We start from the raw sequence: 20,439 nt of genomic DNA on the forward strand, positions 1-20,439 counted from the left end.
TCTATCCGGCCCGCGCGGCGTTGCGGGCACGCATGTGTTCGAGGATGTGCCGTCCGGAGCCCTCGACATGGCGGGCGACGAGTTCGGCCGCCTTGTCGGCATCTCCCGCCTTTACGAGCGCGATGAGCTCGCGGTGCTCGCGAATGATCGCGGCACGGCGCGCGAGGGTGAAATCGAAACGCCGGCTCACGGCGCGCAGCACTTCGCGATGCTTCCACCAAAGCTCGGCGGCATGGCGGTTGTAGTGCCGCTGGTACATCACGGTATGGAAGGCGGTATCGAGCTCACTGTGCCGGAATGTGTCGGCGAAGTTGTTTTCCTCGATCAGGCCTTGGAGACGTTCGAGTTCCGCGATGTCCTCGCCAGTGGCCATGTTCACGAACCATCGCGTCAGGGCCGGCTCGATCAGAACGCCGATCTCGTAGATATCGCGCACGAAATCCTGATCTATGGGTCGCACGCGCGCTCCGCGGTTGGGGGCAAAGATGACGAAGCCCTCGCCGCGCAACAGCTGCAAGGCCTCGCGCACGGGATTGGTCGAGGTGCCGTGACGCCGGGCGAGATCGCTGACCACAAGCCGTTCGTTGGCGGCCAGCCGCCCCTCGATGATGTCTTCCCTGATCAGTTCATAAAGCGAGGCGCCCTCGCTGGAGGCCCCTATGGGATCAATCCCCGCAGGTGGCTTCGCTTTAAAGTCGCTTGTTTCGGCCAAAGCCCGCTCCCCTAGGCTGATACACATTCTATCCGATTATCACGCAAAGTTTCGATAAACAATGTACGATCCAGCTCGTTGACAGACAATTCACGATCTGAAAACGTACAAGACGGCCGATGGGGTACACAGAACAGTGTCCCGCGGCCGAACGAGGAAGGACCGCTTGCCTCGAAGCGAAGCGGCGTGGGAGAGAAACCTGGAGGATACCTATGACGAGGATTACACTCGGCGGTGCCGTCCTGCGCGGCACTGTCTCAACTGCTTTAATGGCATCGTTGATGTCGGCGCCGGCACTGGCTGCGCCGCCGGTGGACCTGAGCAAGTGGTCGCCGGAATATGTGCGCTCGATTGCCGGCACGCAGGATTTTGACACGGCGGCCGATTGCGCCAAGGTCACCCCGCTCGACTACAAGGGGCGACTGACTTTCTGGTATCAGGGCGTGTTCGAGGGTGACCCCGACCTTCTGCGTCAGTACTACAAGGATTTCTTCGCAAACTTCCGCAAGACCTATCCGAACATCCAGCTCGAGGAACAGGCCCTCACCTACAACGACCTTCTGGACAAGTTCCGCACGGCGCTGCTCGGCAATGCAGCGCCGATGGCGGTCCGCCTGCAGATCCTGGGCGGCACCGAATTCGCCTCGAAGGGCTATTTGCAGCCGCTCAAGCCTGAGGACGTCGGGTATTCGACCGAGGATTTCTGGCCCGGCGCCATGAAGGCGGTGACCTGGGACGGGGTGACCTACGGCATTCCAACCAACAACGAGACGATGGCGTTCATCTGGAACGCCGACATCTTCAAACGCGCGGGCCTCGATCCTAACAAGCCCCCGGCAACCTGGGACGACGTCGTCAAGTATTCCAAGCAGATCCATGACAAGCTCGGCATTGCCGGTTATGGCCTCGTGGCCCGCAAGAATGCCGGCAATACGCCGTACCGCTTCATGCCTCAGCTATGGGCCTATGGCGGCGGCGTCTTCGACGAAGCAAAGGCGAACCCGACCTATAAGGACATCGAGCTCAACAGCCCGCAGAGCAAGGCGGCGCTGCAGGCCTCGTACGACATGTATGTTCGCGACAAGTCGGTTCCGGTTTCGGCACTGACCAACCAGCAGGCCGACAACCAGCCTCTGTTTCTGGCCGGTCAGCTCGGCATGATGATCTCGCACCCGTCCGACTACAACGTCATGCTCGACCTGCAGAAGAAGGCGACCGGCACCGACAAGGACAAGGCGCAGACCGTCATCGACAACATGCGCTACGGCCTCATTCCGACCGGCCCCGACGGCAAGCGCGCAGTCGTGTTCGGCGGCTCGAACATTCACATCCTGAAGCCCGAATATGTCGAAGGCGGCAAGGTGGACGAGCCGGCCGCAAAGGCGATCATCTGCATGTGGACCAGCCCCGAATGGTCGCTGAAGATGGCATACGCCGGCTCGAACCCGGGCAACCTCAACGGCTTCAAGACCAAATGGATGAAGGAGCGTCTGGACAGCATCAAGTTCCTCGATGTCACGACGTCGATGTTGCCATACGGCATCCCGTTCCCAGCCCTGCCGCAGTCTCCCGAGATCATGAACATCATCGTTCCGGACATGCTGCAGAATGCCCTGACCGGGGCGATGACCGTCGACCAAGCGGCGGACGACGCGGCCAAGAGGGTAAAAGACCTGATGGGCGGCGGACTCTAGTCCAAGCCTGACCTGCGATCCGACCGGCTGCGCCGAGCGTGCAGCCGGTTCGTTCCGAAGAACAAGGGCACGCCACAAGTGACGATCGTGAACAGCAGGACCGAGGCTCGCCGAAGATTGCTACCCGGCCGGCCGGGCGCGTTGCGGAGGATTGGGGAGCATCGCGCTGACTACGCGTACGTGCTCCCTGCGATCGTCGTGATGATGATCGTCATCGCCTACCCGATCTACTACACGATCGAATTGTCGTTCTTCAATACGCCGCCTGGCCTGCAGCTGCGGGACAAGATCTTCGTCGGCTTCGACAACTACACGGCCATCCTGACAAGTGAGGTGTTCTGGAGGGTCACCTGGAACACGCTTATCTGGACGCTGGCGTCCACCTTCTTCTCCTTTGTCCTGGGGTTTGGCGCCGCGCTGGCGCTCCACCGCGACTTCGTCGGCCGCGGCGTCCTGCGCGCTATCCTGATCATCCCCTGGGTCATCAGCGCGGTCGCCGCCTCCTATATCTGGAAGTGGATCTACCATTCGGACTTTGGGATAATCGGCGCGATCCTGGTCCGCCTCGGATTGGCTGACCGGCCGCCCAATTTCATCGACAGCGTCAGCACGGTGCTGCCCTCCCTGATCGTCGTCAATATCTGGCGCGAGTTTCCGTTTGCCATGATCATGATGATGGCCGGCCTGCAGACGGTCCCCGACCAGTTGCTGCGCGCCGCGAAAGTCGACGGGGCCAATGCATGGCAGCGCTTCTGGCATGTAACTTTCCCGCATTTGAGGAACGTCTCCACGGTGACGATCCTGCTGCTGGCCGTGGCCAACTTCAATTCCTTCATCATCCCGTGGATCATGACCGGCGGCGGGCCGTCGAACGCATCGCATATCTGGATCACCCACATTTACGAGCTCGCCTTCGGCCGCCAGCGCTGGGGGGTGGCATCGGCCTATTCGGTGCTTCTGTTCCTCATCCTGATGACGCTCGGCTACTTCTACGTCCGTGCGCTGAGCGGCAACGAGCGGAAGGATCGCGGCGCATGAGCACGATTGCCGAGACAGCTCCTCGAGACCGGACCCGTCGTCGCATGCGCATCGACGGATGGCGGTGGGGCGGGCGCATCTTCCTGGTGTTCATGCTGCTCTACACCGCGTTGCCGATGATCTGGATGCTGCTCACCTCGATCAAGTCGGGCTTCGCGGCGATGCAATTCCCGCCGCAATGGTGGCCCGACCAGCCGACCCTCGCCAGTTACCAGAAGCTGCTCGATCCGCAGAACAGCGTCGGCCAGGACTTCCTCCGCTTCTTCTGGAACAGTCTTTTCGTCTCGACCGCCACGACGATCCTTTCGGTGATCGTGGCGGTTCCCGCGGCCTACGCGTTCTCGCGCTTCACCTTCCCGGGCCGGAACTTCCTGTTCTTCGCGGTATTGCTGCGCAACATGTTCCCGGCGGTGATCTTTCTCGTGCCGCTCTTCATCCTGATGCGCGCGATCGGGCTGGTGAACACGCATGGGTCTCTTGTGCTCACCTACCTGACGTTTGGACTGCCGCTGGCGATCTGGCTGCTCAAGGGCTTCTACGACAACATCCCGGTGCAGCTCGAGCAGGCGGCGCGCATTGATGGAGCGACGCGGTTCCAGGCCTTCCTCCTGATCGTGATGCCGCTCTCGGCGCCGGGGATCATCGCCACGGCGATCTACTCCTTCATCGGTGCGTGGAACGAATACATCTACGCCTACACCTTCCTCTCCAAGAACGAACAGCTGACGCTGCCGGTCGGCATCCAGCGCTTTTTCTCGGAAAATACGACGGACTTTCCGGGCCTGATGGCGGCCAGCTTCATGATGAGCGTACCCGTCGTAGTGCTGTTCCTCGTCCTGCAACGATACTTCGTGCGCGCCCTCACAGAAGGCGCGGTCAAGCACTAGGAGCTGCCGATGGCCCACGTGGTCCTCAAAGATCTCGTCAAGACCTATGGCGGCTTCAAAGCCGTCAACGAGGTTTCGCTGACGGTCAATGACGGCGAGTTCGTTGCGCTCGTCGGCCCTTCGGGCTGCGGCAAGACAACCACGCTCAATCTCGTCGCGGGCCTGACCCCGATCACATCGGGCGACATCTTCATCGGCGACCGGGTGGTCAACGACCTCGATCCCAAGGACCGGGACATCGCAATGGTGTTCCAGAACTACGCGCTCTATCCGCAAAAGTCGGTCTATATGAACCTCGCCTTCCCGCTGCAGATGCGCAGGCTGCCCAGGGACGAGATCGACAAGAAGGTCAGGGAAGCGGCGCGCGTTCTCGACATGACGCAGCTGCTCGAGCGCAAGCCGCGCGAACTTTCGGGCGGGCAGCAGCAGCGCGTGGCGCTCGGCCGCGCCCTCGTTCGGGATCCGGCTGTATTCCTGATGGACGAACCGCTCTCCAATCTCGACGCGAAGCTGCGCGTGCAGATGCGGTCCGAGATCAAACGGTTCCATCAGGACCTGAAGGCGACGATCATCTATGTGACGCACGACCAGCTCGAGGCCGTGACCATGGCGGACAGGATGGCCGTGATGAACGGCGGCTACCTGCAGCAATACGATTCGCCGGCGCAGGTTTTCGCCCATCCCGTCAACATGTTCGTCGCAAGCTTCGTGGGCAGCCCGGCAATGAGCCTTATTCCGCTGGAGGCATCCACGGCAAACGGCGATACCGCTCTGACGAGCGCCGAGGGCTGGAGCCTCGCGCTGTCGCAACCCAACGCGCGCAAGGTCCAGGCGGCGACCACCAGGAAGGTCGTGCTGGGTGCGCGCCATTCGACGATCAAGCTGCACAAGAGCGCGGTCCCCGGCGCCATTCCGGCCAAGGCCTATACGGTGGAACCAACTGGAGACCTAACCTTCGTGCAAGCGTTCCTCTCCGGCGCCATCGTCAATATCAGTGTGTCACCCAACATCACCGTCACACCTGACGAGCAGATCTGGCTCGAGTTCGATCAGGAGCGCATGCACCTTTTCGACGGCGAAACTGAAATGGCTCTCGGTGCCCACTGAGATGGGGCGGATGCGTGTGCGTGTATGACGACAAAGCTTAAGATCACCGCCATCAAGCCTTATCCCGTGTGGGTGGGAACTCGCAACCAGATGCTCGTCAAGGTCGAGACTGACCAAGGCATCTTCGGCTGGGGCGAGAGCGGCTTGAGCGGCCGCGAGAAGGCCGTGGCCGGCGCGATCGAGCACTATCGCGAGTTTCTCGTCGGCCGCGACCCGATGCCGATCGGCCGGATCTGGCAGGAGGTCTATCGCAGCCAGTATTTCGAAGGCGGGCGGGTCCTGCAGGCGGCGATTTCGGCCATCGACATCGCCCTGCACGACATCAAGGGCAAGGCGCTCGGGGTGCCGGTCTACGAGCTGCTCGGCGGCAAGCAGCGCGACCGCATCCCGACCTTCGCCTCGACCGGAGACGAGGCCGAGGGCGACGCAGCCCTCGAACGGGCCCGCGAACTGCGCGAACAGGGGTGGCAGGCGATCCGCTTCTTCCCGGTCGGGCAAAGCAGCAGGGACATCTTCGAGCCGCGCGAGTCGATCGGCGCCACGGCGACCATGCTGAACAAGGCGCGCGAAGCGCTTGGCGACGACGTCGTCCTCGGCATCGACTATCATCATCGGCTGTCGGTGGCCGAGGCGGCGAGCTTCTGCAACAAACTCGGCCGCGGCGTGCTCGATTTCCTCGAGGAGCCGATACGCGACGAGACGCCGGAGGCCTACGAGTCTCTTCGTACGATGACCGACATCCCCTTTGCCATCGGCGAGGAATTCGCCAGCAAGTGGCAGTTCATGCCTTACATCGAGCGCGGCATCCATCAGTTCAACCGGCTCGATGTCTGCAATGTCGGCGGACTTACCGAGGCGATGAAGGTCGCGGGCTGGAGCGAGGCGCACTACGTGGACCTGATGCCGCACAATCCCCTTGGCCCAGTGTGCACGGCCGCGACCATGCATCTCGCCGCCGCCGTGCCGAATTTCGCGTGGCTGGAGACAAGGGCGCCGGAAAGAAAGCTGGGCTTCGACAATTCAGAGTTTTTCCCCGTGCAGCCCCGGCTCGACGGCACAGACTATCCGGTCGGCGATCTGCCGGGGCTGGGCGTCGAGATCAACGAAGCAGCGATCCAGGCGCAGAGTTTCCGCTTCTGGGAAGCGCCTCACCTCAAGCGCCGCGACGGTTCCGTCACGAACTGGTAGCTCAATTTCAACCGGAGTCCACCATGACGCATACTCCCGACATCACCCGGCCGCCCAGAGACCTGATCGACGCGCTAAGGGAGATCGGCGCCGCGACGGTTGCCGGCACGCTTGGCCATATGGGCTTTCGCAATCCGCATATGGTCGGTCCGGTAGCGCAGAATCACGGCAAGTCGATCGTCGGCCCGGCGCTGACGCTGCAGTTCCTGCCGCAGCGGCCGGATCTGTTCAACGAGGGAGAATATGCGGATCCGGAGACGCAGCTGCACCGGCACGTGCTCTATCACGCGCAGGAGGGCGACGTGGTCGTGGTCGACGCGCGCGGCGACATGAGCTCCGGCGTCTTCGGCGATATGATGTCGACCTATTTCAAGGGCAGAGGCGGCGCGGGCATCGTCATCGACGGATGCATGCGCGACCGGCCCAATGTCGAAAAGCTCGATCTGCCCCTCTGGTTGCGCGGCTGGACGCCCAACTACCATGTGCAAACCAGCATCTATCCCAACGCCGTCAACGTTCCGATTGCCTGCGGCGGCGTCACGGTGATCCCCGGCGACATCATCGTCGCCGACGACGACGGGGTGGTGGTGGTTCCAGTCTCAATGGCCCCGCAAGTGATCGAGGACGCGAAGAAGCATCACGATTGGGAAGAGTTCTCGCGGGAGAAGCTGATGCAGGGCGCGCCGTTGCAACGCTATTATCCGCTGCATGACGATGCCCGCGGGGAGTACGAGGCGTGGCGCAAGACAAGGCGCTAGGAGAAGCCAAGATAGCGCATGGATCACCTCGCGGCGGATAGCACGATCCAGGAAAATCAGCGCAAGAAGGCGGTGGTACCGTTGGCTGGGCTCGAACCAGCGACCCCCAGATCCACAATCTGGTGCTCTAACCAACTGAGCTACAACGGCACGTCCGCTTGAGCGCAATCGAGAAGAAATCATTCTCCGCGTCCGCTCTGTCGTCGGCGATGCGTCCCTTACGGGCTAACAGAGTCTAATTCAAGGCCTTTGATAAGGCAAAGATCGGTTCGGCGAACCGGCACCCGTTTTAGCCGGGCAAAAGAAAAGGCCGGCGGGAGGAGGTGCCGGCCTTTTCCTGTTACGAGCCAGCGGGAGGAGGAGCTGGCTGGTCACCCCGGAGAGCGAAGGGAGGAGGTTTCACTCCCCGGGTATTCATCTGCTCAATCTATCGCACATCTATTTGTCTGACAAAATGCGACGTTTTGATGCAGTTCGCAGCGCGAATCAGGCCGCCTTGACGTCCTTGATCGCCTTCTCGAAAGCGGTCTTGACCGGCTTGGAGACATCCTCGACGGCCTTGGAGGCAACGGTCTGGAAGTCCTTGGCCTGCTCGATGGCCATCTCGACGCGCTTGCGCAGGAAGGAGGTCTGCAGCTCGACGACCTCGGAAAGCGTCTTGGCGCCGACCAGGGCTTCGAGATGCGAGAAGCTGGCCTCGGCGTTGGCGCGCAGGATGGCGATGGACTTGAGCGACAGGTCGCTGGAAACGGTCTTGGCGGTCTCGTAGGTCGACTCCAGAACCTTCTGGGTCTCCTCGGCGCCGTTCTTCAACTTGGCATAGGCCTCTTTCGACTGCTCGACGCCCTTCTCGGCGAAAGCGCGGATCTGGTCGGTGGCCTTGGAAGCGTCGAAGCTCGGGAATTCGACGTTTTCGATGGTCTCAGCGGTCTTGCCAGTCTTGGACATTTTCCAACCTTTCAGGGGTAGCGGCTTTGACAGAAAGCCGTCTCGTTCATGTATGATGGCAATATAAAGGCAACTTTTGTGCATTGCAATATCTTTGTTGCAGCGCACCATAAAAATCGCCATACCATTAACCACGCACCCAGAGATTTCGGCCGATACACGGCATGGCTTGTGGACCTTCGCCCCGTACGCTTTTATTAACAAAGCGTTAACCGAAAATGCCCGCTCCGGGGTTCGCCAGCACATGCCGCCTGAAAACTACTCCTTCCTCGATGTCGCCGTGCTCGATACGGTGCGCCAGCGCTTCGCCGCCGGAGACGCGCTTGCCATATTGTCGGCCGACCTCGAGCAGGTGATCTGGGCCAATGGTCCCGGCGCCGCGGTGTTCGGCTATCCTGATATCGAAGCCATCATCGGCGCCTCGGCACGGCTGCCGCTGATCACCAGGCGGCAGATCATGGCGACCAGCGGCTTTCCGGACATCGGCAGCGACCGCACCATCACCGTCAGGCTGGCGACCGGCATGGTGAGCCGCGCCATCGGCTTGCTCGCCAGCACGGTGACGATGCCGGACGGCGAAAAGGCGATCCTGCTGGCGATACCAGCGGCACAGACCGGTTCGCGCAGTACCGCTGAAATCGCCAGCCGCGCCATCGGCGGCTTCACCGAGGCCGGACATTTCATCGCCTTCGTCGACGCCCGCGGTCATGTCGAGGCGGCTTCGGAAGGCTTCGCGGCGCTTGGCATCAAGCCGGAAACCCTGGCTGCCCTTGTCGCGGACGTGGCATGCGCCGGAGACCGCGTCGTCAAGCGCCTTGTTCCCGGCGCAAGTACCTCCTACCCGGCCGGCTTCGCGCGACTGACCGACCAGCGCCATCTCCTGGTGGTGATCGACGAGGACCAGCTCGACGGCCAGCGGGACGACCGGCCTGGCGGCGATCAGGCGGCGGCGCCGGAAAGCGCGTCCGCCGCCCCCGAAGACAAGAGCATCGCCACCGAAGCCCAGTCGGTCCGAGAGCACGATATCTCGCCCCCGGCTGCGACCGCGGGTGGAGAGGCGGTTGCAACCCTGGCGAGCCCCGCTGATCGCGCCCAGCCAACGCAAGAGACCACGGCCGGCGCGCCGGATGCCACGAAGGCAGGCAAACGGACTGTCGATGCCGGCCCCACGCAGCACGACCACTGGTATTTCAACGCCGGCGGCGACGATGTGCCTGAGCAGGAAGCACCGGCGCGGGTCGAACCGACGGATACCGTCGCCGAAAGCCGCCGGGATGTCGCCGAAACCGCCGCTCAGGCAGGGCCGGCCGCGGCTCGCAACATCGACCGTTCGGCGTCGCCGCTGCGTTTCGTCTGGCGCACCGACGCCGAGGGCAAATTCAGCGCGCTGTCGCCGGAATTCGCCGACATCGTCGGCAAGCCGGCCGCGGATGTGATCGGCCGCCGCTTCAAGGATGTCGCCACGACTTTCGGGCTCGACGCATCGGGCGAGATCGCCACCCTGCTCGAGCGGCGCGATACCTGGTCGGGACGCTCGGTGCTTTGGCCGGTGGCGGGCACGGACCTGAAGATCCCCGTCGATCTTGCGGCGCTGCCCGTCTATGGCCGCAGCCGCGCCTTCGAGGGCTTCCGCGGCTTCGGCGTCGCGCGCAGCGCCGACGCCGTCGTCGATCCGGAAGCGCTGGGCATGGCGCTTGTACCCAATGGCACCGCGCCAGCCGAAGCCGAACCTGCCGCAGAGCAGCCGGCGGCGGAGCCGCCGAAGTCTGCCGACCCGTTCCGGGGCGAGGTGCCCGCGCTGGCCATCGTGCCGAAGCCAGAGCGGCGCCATGCCGACAAGGTGATCCGGCTGGCCGAGCACAGGCAGCCGGCCAACGACAAGCAGCCGGGAGCTGACAAGCCAGGAAGCGACAAGCCGGGACATGAGAGGGGCCTGTCGATCCTGGAGCGCAGCGCCTTTCGCGAGATCGGCGAGCGGCTGCGGAAGGACAGTGCCGGCCCGGCCGAGCCGCTGACGGCTGAAGTTGAAAAGCGGCCCGATGCAACCACCGCCGGCCCAGCGGCCGAACAACCGACGACCGGTGAGAGGAAGACCGGCGAATCCGATCTGGCAGCGCCTGTCGCGACCGGCCATGAGCCCGCCGCGCAGGAAGATAACCAGCCAGACGCCGATGCCGATGAGACGGCCGAGGCACAGACCGAAGCGGAAGATCAAAAGGATCTGGCTCGGCTCGACGGCACCGACGATGCTTCCGAGGCAACCGGCGAGGAAGCCTCAACCGCGTCCGGTTCGCTGCTCGACTATGCCGGACGCGAGAAAGCCGCCGATGAAGCGCCGGGTTCCGAAACCCGCCAGACCGCCGCGACGGAAAAGGCGGCTGAGCCAAGGACTGAACGGCCGGCCGAGGCCTCTAACGCCGGCGCTGACGACGACAGCATGACGGCCGACGATTTTCGCGATGCGGAAGACAGCGAGGACTGGGCCGGACCCGACGGCGCCCTGCCCGCAGCTGAACAGCCCGGCGAAGCGAAAGCGACGCCTCCGGAACGGCCGCGCCTTACGGTGCCGCCGCTCAAGCTCGAAGGCTTCGTGCCGTCGGCCTTCTCCACCGGAGAGGAAGCGAGGGCGCCGGACACGTCCATCGTCGCCAGGCTGCCGGTGCCGCTACTCATCCATTCCGGCGATGTGCTGCACTACGCCAATGACGCCTTCCTCGAGCTCACCGGCTATGACGCGCTTGAGGACCTTACCGATGCCGGCGGGCTTGGCGCGCTGTTCTCCGACCACTACGCCGACGACGGCGAGGCCGCCGAAAGCGACCGTTCGCTGAAGCTCACGACCCGCCAGGGCCAGGAATTCCCGATCGATGCGCTGCTGCGCTCCGTGCCGTGGCGCGACGGCAAGGCGCTGATGCTGGTGGTGCGCCGCTCCGGCGAGGACGAAGCGCCGGCGGCGCACTTCGGCGCGGCAAACGACGAGCCGAGCCAACAGCCGGACGTTTCCGAGCTCAAGTCGCGCATCGCCGAAATGCGCACCATCATCGACACCGCCACCGACGGCGTGGTGCTGATCGGCCGCGACGGCAATATCCGCTCGATCAGCCGTCCGGCCGAAGCCCTGTTCGGCTTCGACAGCGACGAGATCGCCGGCAAGCCCTTCGCTTCGCTGTTCGCCATCGAGAGCCAGCGCGCGGCGCGCGACTATCTCGCCGGCCTCTCCGAGCCGGGTGTGGCCAGTCTGCTCAACGACGGGCGCGAGGTCATCGGCCGCGAGGCGCAGGGGCGCTTCATCCCGCTGTTCATGACCATCGGCAGGCTGCCCAACGACAGCGGCTTCTGTGCCGTCGTGCGCGACATCACCCAGTGGAAGCGTGCCGAGGAGGACCTCACCCAGGCGCGCGCCGTGGCAGAGCGCGCTTCCTCGCAGAAGACGGATTTCCTCGCCCGCATCAGCCACGAGATCCGCACACCGCTCAACGCCATCATCGGCTTTTCGGAACTGATGGTGGACGAGAAGTTCGGTCCGGTCGCCAACGACCGCTACCGCGACTATCTGCGCGACATCAACCGTTCGGGCAATCACGTGCTCGACCTCGTCAACGATCTTTTGGATATCTCCAAGATCGAGGCCGGCCAGCAGGAGATGGCGTACGAAGCGGTGTCGCTCAACGACACGCTGGCCGAAACGGTGGCGATGATGCAGCCGCAGGCCAACCGCGAGCGCGTCATCATCCGCTCCAGCTTGGCCTCGCGGCTGCCGGAAGTGGTGGCGGACCTGAGAAGCGTGCGCCAGATCGCCCTCAACATCCTGTCCAACGCCATCCGCTACACCCAGGCCGGCGGACAAGTGATCGTCTCCACCGCCTACGAGGCCTCCGGCGACGTCGTCATGCGGGTGCGCGACACCGGCATCGGCATGACGCAGGCCGAAATCGAGCAGGCGCTGAAGCCATTCAAGCAGATCAACGCGCTGAAACGCGGCCGCGGCGACGGCACCGGCCTTGGACTGCCGCTGACCAAGGCGATGGTGGAGGCGAACCGCGCGCGCTTCACCATCACCTCGACGCCCGGCGAAGGCACGCTGGTCGAGATCGCCTTCCCTTCGACGCGCGTGCTGGCCGAATAATCGCGTTTTCGGCTCGCGATCCGGGAAAGAAAAAAGGCGTCCAATGGACGCCTTGAAATGGGATTGCTGTCACAACGGGGACTTGAGCGAATCTGATCCTCAGGGGACGAGGAACGGGATTTCTCCCTCAAGTTACGTGCGACTATCGGCGCCGTCCCTTAACAAGTCCTTACCGGGGGTCGAAAAAATTTACGAATGTGTACCACTCGTGAAATCTAGGTAAATTCGACCGCCACCTTTTGTTAACTATGCGGATGCCGTTCTACGACCTGGCGTATCGCGGACCTTGGCGATTGGCCGAAGCCCTCGTGACGTCGTCATCCTTGGGCGAAGCAGGAGCGAAGCTCCGTCGCGGAGACCCAAGGATCCATGCCGTTACCTCAGCCGAAGAGTGCAGCGGGAGCAGAATTCTGTAAACGTTGCAACGCCTTAGCACACGGAATGGATCCTAGGGTCTGCGCGCGTCGCTTCGCTCCTTGCTCCGCCCTAGGATGACGACCGCGAAGGCGTTTCGCTAATCTTGAACGTTGGGACGGGTCACTCCAACAAAGCAGGAAATCTCTGCCGGCAACAAGCCGCCTGGCTCTAGCTCTCGAGCTGCGGCAGGTTCCTGAACAGCTCCAGCGCCTCGGGGTTGGCGAGCGCTTCCTTGTTCTTGACGGCGCGGCCATGGACCACGTCGCGCACGGCGAGCTCGGTGATCTTGCCCGATTTGGTGCGCGGGATATCGGTGACGGCAACGATCTTGGCCGGCACGTGGCGCGGGCTGGCGCCTGTGCGGATCCTGGCGCGGATGCGCTTTTCCAGATCCTCGTCGAGGGCGACGCCGGCGGCCAGCCGCACGAACAGCACGACGCGCACGTCATTGTCGAAATCCTGGCCGATGCAGAGCGCCTCCAGGATCTCCGGCATCTGCTCGACCTGGTTGTAGATTTCGGCGGTGCCTATCCTCACTCCGCCCGGATTGAGCGTGGCGTCGGAGCGACCATGGATGATCATGCCGCCATGCGCCGTCCACTCGGCGAAGTCGCCATGGCACCAGACATTGTCGAAACGCTCGAAATAGGCGGCGCCATATTTCTTGCCTTCCGGGTCGTTCCAGAAGCCGATCGGCATCGACGGGAACGCCTTGGTGCAGACGAGCTCGCCCTTCTCCTGCCTGACCGGCTTGCCGTCGTCGTCCCAGACGTCGACCGCAAGGCCAAGGCCCGGTCCCTGGATCTCGCCGGTCCAGACCGGCTCGGTCGGCACGCCGAGCACGAAGCAGGAGACGATGTCGGTGCCGCCGGAAATCGAGGCCAGGTGCACGTCCTTCTTGATACCATCATAGACGAAGCGGAAATCCTCCGGCGACAGTGGCGAGCCGGTGGAGGAGATGGTGCGCACGCTGGAAAGGTCGTGGCTTGCAATCGGCTTCAGACCGGCCTTGCGCACGGAATCGATGAACTTCGCCGAGGTGCCGAAATAGGTCATCTTCTCCGCGTCGGCGAAATCGAACAGCGCATTGCCGTCGGGATAGAAGGGCGAGCCGTCATAGAGCAGCAAGGTCGCGCCCGAGGCGAGGCCCGAGACCAGCCAGTTCCACATCATCCAGCCGCAGGTGGTGAAATAGAAGAAAAGGTCGCCGTCGAGCAGCCCGGCATGCAGGCGCTGTTCCTTGACGTGCTGGATCAGCGTGCCGCCGGCCGAATGCACGATGCATTTCGGAATGCCGGTCGTGCCGGAGGAGAACAGGATGTAGAGCGGGTGCGAAAACGGCAGCCGCTCGAAGGCGAGCGGCTTGACTGTGTAGGGCAAGAGCGCTTCTTCAAGCGCCGCTGCCTCATCGATGGTGGCGGCGACATCGGAGGAGGTGCCGAGATAGTCGACGATCAGCACCTTGCGCAGGGTTGTCAGCTTCGCTGCCACCGCCCGGACCTTGTCGGCGACCTCGATCGCCTTGCCGTTGTACCAATAGCCGTCGGGGGCGATGAAGACGACCGGCTCGATCTGGCCGAAACGGTCGAGCACGCCCTGTTCGCCGAAATCGGGCGAGCAGGAAGACCAGACCGCGCCGATCGAGCTTGCCGCCAGCATGGCGGCGACGGTCTCGGGCATATTGGGCATCATCGCGGCGATGCGATCGCCCTCTCTGACCCCGAGCGACACAAAGAGCTGCTGCAGGCGCGAGGTGAGCGCGTGAAGCTCGTTCCAGGACAGCCGGCGCTCGACCTTGTCCTCGCCGCGGAAGACGATGGCCAGACCGCCGCCGGTCTTCTTCAGGAGGTTCTCGGCGAAATTGAGCTTCGCATCGGGAAAGAAGGCCGCACCCGGCATCTTCTCGCCATCGACGAGGCCGCGCTCGCCCTTGTCGCCGACAAGCCCGCAGAAATCCCAGACCAGGCTCCAGAACGCCTCGCGATCTTCGATCGACCAGCGATGCAGCTCCGCATAGCTGGAGAAAGCCTCTCCCGACTTCGCTGCGGCCGCCTTCATGAAGGCGGTCATGGGCGCGGAGGCGATCCGGTCCTGCGTCGGCGTCCACAAAGGGGTGTCGGCGGCCATCATCGTTCCTCCCAAAGCGCGTCGCGATTGCGGCAGTTAAGCCTGATGTCGCCTGCGTCGTTGTCCCAAAACCGGCGTGGCGTTTGCGGGCCGGACGGGTTTATCGCTTATGCATACCGCAGCGCAGCAGAGCAAGATTTTGTTGGAATCGCCGACAAAGGATAGGGCGCAAATGCCATCGCAGGGCCATAAAGACTTGAAAAGCGTCAGCTCTCGGTTACACCCGTCGGGCGATTTGTCGGCAATGGAAGCATAACGGGGCGCGATGCCATCATCTTTGATCCGGCGCGGAGTGTGGATGATCGGCGTTGCCGTGCTGGTCATCGCGCTCGCCCTTGCCGCCTTGCCGCTGATTGCCTCGACGCGCATCGTGCGCGACCGCATCGCCTGGGAATTGAGCGCCTGGAGCGGTTTTCGCGTCACCATAGACGGCTCGCCGCGCATCGAGGTATGGCCGAAATTCCGGGCAATCCTCAGCGACGTGACGCTGTCGCAATGGACCGAGACCGACGCGCCGCCGGTGGTCGAAGCCGAGCGCGTCGAGGTCGACCTCTCTGCCATGGCCGCCTTGCAGGGCGACGTCCAATTCTCGACGGCAAGGCTGGTGCGACCGACCATCAGGGTCGAGCGTACGGCGAGCGGCTTCTATCTGCCGCCGTTGCCGACCGGCGGCCGCATCACGCGCTCGATCGACACCGCGCGCGGCGTTGTCACCGCGAACCCGCAAAAGCCAGATCTCGGCAGACTGCCTTCCGATCCGTTCGGCACCGTCGAGTTCCGTGACGGCCGCATCGTGACCTCGGCCGGCGGCAAGGACACCGAGATCCTGAGCAGCCTCAGCGGCCAGGTGAACTGGGCGGCGATGAACAGCGAAGCCGCGCTCACCGCGACCGGTATATGGCGCGGCGAGAGCGTCCAGGTCGATTTTTCCTCGGCCAAGCCGCTGGTGCTGTTTGCCGGCGGCGTCGCGCCCGTCACGTTCGCCTTCAAGGCGGCGCCCGCCACGCTCTCCTTCGACGGCGTCGCCTCGATGTCGGAGAACGCCTATCTGGACGGCCAGGCGAAATTCGCCGCCCCTTCGCTGAGACGCCTGCTCGAATGGTCGCAGGCCGGCATCGCGCCCGGCGCTGCGATCGGTTCCGTCTCGGTCACGAGCAAGGTGACGGCGTCGGCCGGACGGGCGAAATTCGAGAACACGACGGTAGCGCTGGACAACAATCCCGGCATGGGAGCGCTGGACTTTTCGTTCAGCGAGGCGCTGCCCGTCATTTCCGGAACGCTCGCCTTCGACACGCTCGATCTTCGGTCGTTCCTTTCAGCTTTCACGCCGATCGCTCCGGCCGGCCAAGCGGGTCCCGGCGAGATCGACACCAGCTTCGCCGACAAGATCAACCTCGATCTCAGGCTGTCGGCGGCGCACGCCACCGCCGGCCCGGTCCAGCTGGCCGACGTCGCCGCAACCGCGCAGGTCAAGAACGGACTTGCCGTCTTCGACATTTCCGACGCATCTGCCTTCAACGGCAACATCCAGAGCAGCCTGCGTTTCGACCGCAAGCCGGACGGCACTCAGGTCGAAATGCGACTCCTGGCGTCGGATGTCGATACCGGGGCCTTCGCCACCGCGGCGGGGATGACGCGACTGGTGCCGGCCGGCACCGGCACCGTCTCGGTCATCCTCAAGGGGCCGGGCAAGGCCTGGGATTCCATCTTCGAGAATGCCGACGGATCCTTTTCGGCAACGTTCGGACCAGGCTCGCTCAACGGGCTCAACCTGCCCGCCTTCCTCAAGCGCAACGAACAGGGCGGATTCTTCGCGCTCGACGACGTCGCCGACGGCTCGCTGCCGATAGAGGGCGCCGAGATCAAGGCGAGCATCTCGAAAGGCGTGGCGCGGCTGGACAAGGCGGAGGTCAATTCACAGAAGTACAAGATCTGGCTTTCGGGCATCGCCTCCTATAGCGGACGCGGGCTGGCGCTCTCCGGCGGCGTCATCCCGAACGGGCAGCCTGCGCAGCAACAGCCCGCACAGCAACAGCCGGCGCAGCAACCGGCCGCCGGCGGTCAGGCGGCCGTGCAGGCGCCGCCGCCACCAAAGCAGTCGCTGTTCTTCGTCGGCGGCAACTGGAGCACGCCGTTCATCTCGCCAATCAGCCGGGGCGTTTCAGGCCAGTAATTTCCGAACAGCGCGCAACCGACAGGAAGGCAAGTCGCAGGTCGCGCCCGTCCTTTTCCTCACCCACGCTGCGCCGCCTGCTCGTCGCGCTGGCGCTGGACCTCGCGGCGCTTGTTGGCGATCGAGGCGATGATGACGCCGACCGCGACCACGGCGATCAGGATGGTGCAGGCGGCGTTGATCTCCGGCGTCACGCCGAGACGCACCTGGCTGTAGATCTTCATCGGCAGCGTCGTGGCCCCCGGGCCAGAGGTGAAGCTGGCGATGACCAGGTCGTCGAGCGAAAGCGTGAAGGCCAGCATCCAGCCCGAGATGATCGCCGGCAGGATCACGGGCAAGGTGATCTGGAAGAAGGTCTTCACCGGCGGCGCGCCGAGGTCCATGGCCGCTTCCTCGAGCGAGCGGTCGAAGGAGACCAGGCGCGACTGCACGACGACGGCCACGAAGCACATGGTGAAGGTGATGTGGGCGAGCGTGACCGTGAAGAAGCCGCGATCGAGCCCAACGGCTACGAACAACAGCAGCAGCGACAGGCCGGTGATGACTTCCGGCATGACCAGCGGCGCAAAGACCATGCCGGAAAATAGCACCCGCCCCTTGAAGCGCGTGTAGCGCGTCAAGGTGATCGCGGCCAGCGTGCCGAGCACAGTCGCCACGGTGGCCGAGATGACGCCGACGCGCGCCGTCACCCAGGTGGCGTCCATCAGGCCCTGGTTGTGGAACAGCGACACATACCATTTGGTCGAGAAGCCGCCCCAGACGGTAACGAGCTTCGATTCGTTGAAGGAGAAGACGATGAGCAGCACGATCGGCAGATAGAGAAAGGCAAAGCCGAGCACGATCGAGGTGATGTTGAAGCGGCTCCAGGTGGCGTTCATTTGCCTTGCTCCTGTGCACGAGCCTGAGCCTGCTGGAAGAACATGATCGGGACGGTCAGCACCAACAGCAGGATGACCGCCACCGCCGACGAGACCGGCCAGTCGCGGTTGGCGAAGAACTCGTTCCACAGCGTCTTGCCGATCATCAGCGTCTGCGAACCGCCGAGAAGATCCGGGATGACGAACTCGCCGACGGCCGGGATGAACACCAGCAGGCAGCCGGCGATCACACCCGGCAGCGACAGAGGAAAGGTGATCTTCCAGAAGGCGCCGGTCGGCGGGCAGCCGAGATCCTGCGCCGCCTCGATCAGCGAATAGTCCATCTTCTCCAGCGACGAATAAAGCGGCAGCACCATGAAGGGCAGGTAGGAATAGACGATGCCGATGAAGATCGCGGCGTAGGTGTTGAGAATGACCAGCGGCTGGCTGATGAGATGCAGCGACAAAAGCACCTGGTTGAGCAGCCCCTCGGGCTTGAGGATGCCGATCCAGGCATAGACGCGGATCAGGAACGAGGTCCAGAACGGCAGGATCACCAGCATCAGAAGTGTCGGCCTGACCGTCGCCGGCGCGCGCGCCATGCCATAGGCGATCGGATAGCCGACGATCAGCGTCAGCACCGTCGAGATGGCCGCGATGATCAGGCTGGTCACATAAGCATTGAAGTAGAGCGCATCCTGGGTGAGCCAGGTGTAGTTGTCGAAGTTGAGCTCGCGGAATCCGGCGAAGAATCCGGACACGCCATCGCTGAAATCGAGCACGGGCGTGTAGGGCGGCATGGAGATCGCCGTCTGCGACAGCGAGATCTTGAAGACGATGACGAACGGAACGAGGAAGAAGAACAGCAGCCAGAGATAGGGGACGATGATGACGAGGCGGCTGACGAATCCCTTCGCCAGCCTGGTCGGCAACTGAGCGGCGGTCTCGGCCGATGAGGAGGCGGTGGCGGCGATTTGGGTCATGGCCCGCTCCTACCTGGTCAGCACGACGCCGGCATCAGGCCGGAAGGAAACCCAGGCGCGGTCGTTCCAGGTCAGCGGGTCCTCGGTGACGCGGGAGGCATTCAACGCGCTCGCCCGCACGATCTGACCGTCATCGAGCTTGATATGGTAGACGGTCATGTCGCCGAGATACGCGACGTCATAAACCTCGCCCTCGAGGGCGTTGACGGCATCCGCCGGCTTCTTCGACGAGACTTTGATCTTCTCCGGCCGGATCGCGAAGACGATGTCGGCGCCCTTGGCGGTATCGGCGGCATTCTCGACGACTATCTGCGCGCCGGTCGTGCCGGTGATGCGCGTCGTATTGGCCGCCCGCTCGGCGACCTTGCCCTCGAACATGTTCACGTTGCCGACGAAATGCGCCACGAAGCGCGAGGTCGGCGCCTCATAGATTTCCGCCGGTGTGGCGACCTGCATCACCTCGCCCTTGTCCATGATGGCGATGCGGTCGGCCATGGTCATGGCTTCCTCCTGGTCGTGGGTGACGACGACGAAGGTGAGGCCGAGTTCCTGCTGCAGATCCATCAATTCGAACTGCGTCTCCTCGCGCAGCTTCTTGTCGAGCGCGCCGAGCGGCTCGTCCAGGAGAAGGACCTTCGGCCGCTTGGCGACCGAGCGGGCAAGCGCCACACGCTGGCGCTGGCCGCCGGAAAGCTGATGCGGCTTGCGCTTGGCGAACTGCTCGAGCTTGACCAGCCTCAGCATCTCGGCAACACGCTTTTCGATGTCGGCGGCCGGCATGCCTTCCTGCTTGAGGCCGAAGGCGATGTTCTTCTCCACCGTCATATGCGGAAACAGCGCATAGGACTGGAACATCATGTTCACCGGCCGCTTGTAGGGCGGGATACCGCGCAGGTCCTGGCCGTCGAGCAGGATGCGCCCCGCGGTCGGCTCCTCGAAGCCGGCGAGCATCCTCAGCAAGGTCGACTTGCCGCAGCCCGAGGCGCCAAGCAGCGCAAAGAACTCACGCTCGAAGATGGTCAGCGACAGATTGTTGACGGCGGTGAAGTCGCCGAACTTCTTGGTCACCTTGTCGAATTGGATATACGGCTTGGCGTTCGGATCATTCCATGGCGCGAAATCCCTGCGGATGCTGCCAAGCGATTTCATATCCCCACTCCGGTTCTGTTTCTTTCAGCTAGAACCGCTCATCGTTTCAAGGAAACGCAGAACCGCTTTAGCTTTTTGTTTTGACGCAATTCCCGGACGGAAAACCGCCAAGCACTTTTCCCGGAATTGCTCTGTCTCTTTGCTTTGACGCAATCCCGGACGGAAAACCGCTACGCACTTTTCCTGGAATTGCTCTGTCTCTTTGTTTTGACGCAATTCCGGACGGAAAACCGCTACGCACTTTTCCTGGAATTGCTCTAAGAAAGCGACCCCGG

Annotated in this window: 14 protein-coding genes and 1 tRNA gene; 8 read left to right on the forward strand and 7 right to left on the reverse strand. The window is 63.4% G+C overall.

Annotated features, from left to right (window positions below; genetic code table 11):
- Position 1 precedes the first annotated feature (1 nt).
- Complete coding sequence (locus QAZ47_RS30540) at positions 2–712, reverse strand: GntR family transcriptional regulator (protein WP_278075343.1); 711 nt, start codon at positions 710–712, stop codon at positions 2–4.
- A 212-nt stretch (positions 713–924) separates the two neighbouring features.
- Here QAZ47_RS30540 and QAZ47_RS30545 point away from each other — a divergent pair, with 212 nt between their 5' ends.
- The 6 genes from QAZ47_RS30545 (at position 925) to QAZ47_RS30570 (ending at position 7,384) form a co-directional block, all read left to right on the forward strand.
- Positions 925–2,406, forward strand: coding sequence for a sugar ABC transporter substrate-binding protein (locus QAZ47_RS30545; RefSeq protein ID WP_278231861.1), 1,482 nt, complete (start codon positions 925–927; stop codon positions 2,404–2,406).
- A gap of 78 nt (positions 2,407–2,484) precedes the next feature.
- Complete coding sequence (locus QAZ47_RS30550) at positions 2,485–3,444, forward strand: sugar ABC transporter permease (RefSeq protein ID WP_278231862.1); 960 nt, start codon at positions 2,485–2,487, stop codon at positions 3,442–3,444.
- Entirely contained in the window at positions 3,441–4,331 is an 891-nt protein-coding gene (locus tag QAZ47_RS30555; protein WP_278231863.1) for a carbohydrate ABC transporter permease, read from the forward strand. Before QAZ47_RS30550 ends, QAZ47_RS30555 begins: the two co-directional genes overlap by 4 nt.
- A 9-nt stretch (positions 4,332–4,340) precedes the next feature.
- Positions 4,341–5,438: an ABC transporter ATP-binding protein gene (locus QAZ47_RS30560; RefSeq protein WP_278231864.1), complete on the forward strand. Its 1,098-nt coding sequence runs from the start codon at positions 4,341–4,343 to the stop codon at positions 5,436–5,438.
- A 24-nt stretch (positions 5,439–5,462) separates the two neighbouring features.
- On the forward strand, positions 5,463–6,626 hold the full coding sequence (locus tag QAZ47_RS30565) for a mandelate racemase/muconate lactonizing enzyme family protein (protein ID WP_278231865.1): 1,164 nt from the start codon (positions 5,463–5,465) through the stop codon (positions 6,624–6,626).
- Positions 6,627–6,649: 23 nt separating this feature from the next.
- Positions 6,650–7,384, forward strand: a complete 735-nt coding sequence (locus QAZ47_RS30570; RefSeq protein WP_278231866.1) for a ribonuclease activity regulator RraA — start codon at positions 6,650–6,652, stop codon at positions 7,382–7,384.
- A 73-nt stretch (positions 7,385–7,457) separates the two neighbouring features.
- Here QAZ47_RS30570 and QAZ47_RS30575 read toward each other — a convergent pair.
- Both QAZ47_RS30575 and QAZ47_RS30580 read right to left on the reverse strand, forming a co-directional pair.
- Positions 7,458–7,534, reverse strand: a tRNA-His gene (locus tag QAZ47_RS30575).
- Between the two features lie 336 nt (positions 7,535–7,870).
- Entirely contained in the window at positions 7,871–8,332 is a 462-nt protein-coding gene (locus QAZ47_RS30580; RefSeq protein WP_278075350.1) for a phasin, read from the reverse strand.
- A 244-nt stretch (positions 8,333–8,576) separates the two neighbouring features.
- Here QAZ47_RS30580 and QAZ47_RS30585 point away from each other — a divergent pair, with 244 nt between their 5' ends.
- On the forward strand, positions 8,577–12,458 hold the full coding sequence (locus QAZ47_RS30585) for a PAS domain S-box protein (protein ID WP_278231867.1): 3,882 nt from the start codon (positions 8,577–8,579) through the stop codon (positions 12,456–12,458).
- Positions 12,459–13,043: 585 nt separating this feature from the next.
- Here QAZ47_RS30585 and QAZ47_RS30590 read toward each other — a convergent pair.
- Positions 13,044–15,002 (reverse strand): acetoacetate--CoA ligase, encoded by a 1,959-nt coding sequence (locus tag QAZ47_RS30590; RefSeq protein ID WP_278231868.1) that lies wholly within the window; start codon positions 15,000–15,002, stop codon positions 13,044–13,046.
- Between the two features lie 265 nt (positions 15,003–15,267).
- On the opposite strand from QAZ47_RS30590, the gene QAZ47_RS30595 reads away from it, so the two are divergent.
- Positions 15,268–17,175 (forward strand): AsmA family protein, encoded by a 1,908-nt coding sequence (locus tag QAZ47_RS30595; protein ID WP_278231869.1) that lies wholly within the window; start codon positions 15,268–15,270, stop codon positions 17,173–17,175.
- 59 nt (positions 17,176–17,234) lie between these two features.
- Here the strand turns inward: QAZ47_RS30595 and QAZ47_RS30600 are convergent, their stop codons facing one another.
- The 3 genes from QAZ47_RS30600 to QAZ47_RS30610 are packed head-to-tail and all read right to left on the reverse strand — an operon-like array spanning position 17,235 to position 20,164.
- Positions 17,235–18,053: an ABC transporter permease subunit gene (locus QAZ47_RS30600; RefSeq protein WP_278075354.1), complete on the reverse strand. Its 819-nt coding sequence runs from the start codon at positions 18,051–18,053 to the stop codon at positions 17,235–17,237.
- A complete protein-coding gene (locus tag QAZ47_RS30605; RefSeq protein ID WP_278231870.1) occupies positions 18,050–19,015 on the reverse strand; it encodes an ABC transporter permease subunit in 966 nt (321 codons plus the stop codon). The genes QAZ47_RS30600 and QAZ47_RS30605 overlap by 4 nt, the downstream gene beginning before the upstream one ends.
- A gap of 9 nt (positions 19,016–19,024) precedes the next feature.
- A complete protein-coding gene (locus QAZ47_RS30610; RefSeq protein ID WP_278204661.1) occupies positions 19,025–20,164 on the reverse strand; it encodes an ABC transporter ATP-binding protein in 1,140 nt (379 codons plus the stop codon).
- Between the last annotated feature and the right edge of the window lie 275 nt (positions 20,165–20,439).

Source organism: Mesorhizobium sp. WSM4904, assembly GCF_029674545.1.
GTDB lineage: Bacteria > Pseudomonadota > Alphaproteobacteria > Rhizobiales > Rhizobiaceae > Mesorhizobium.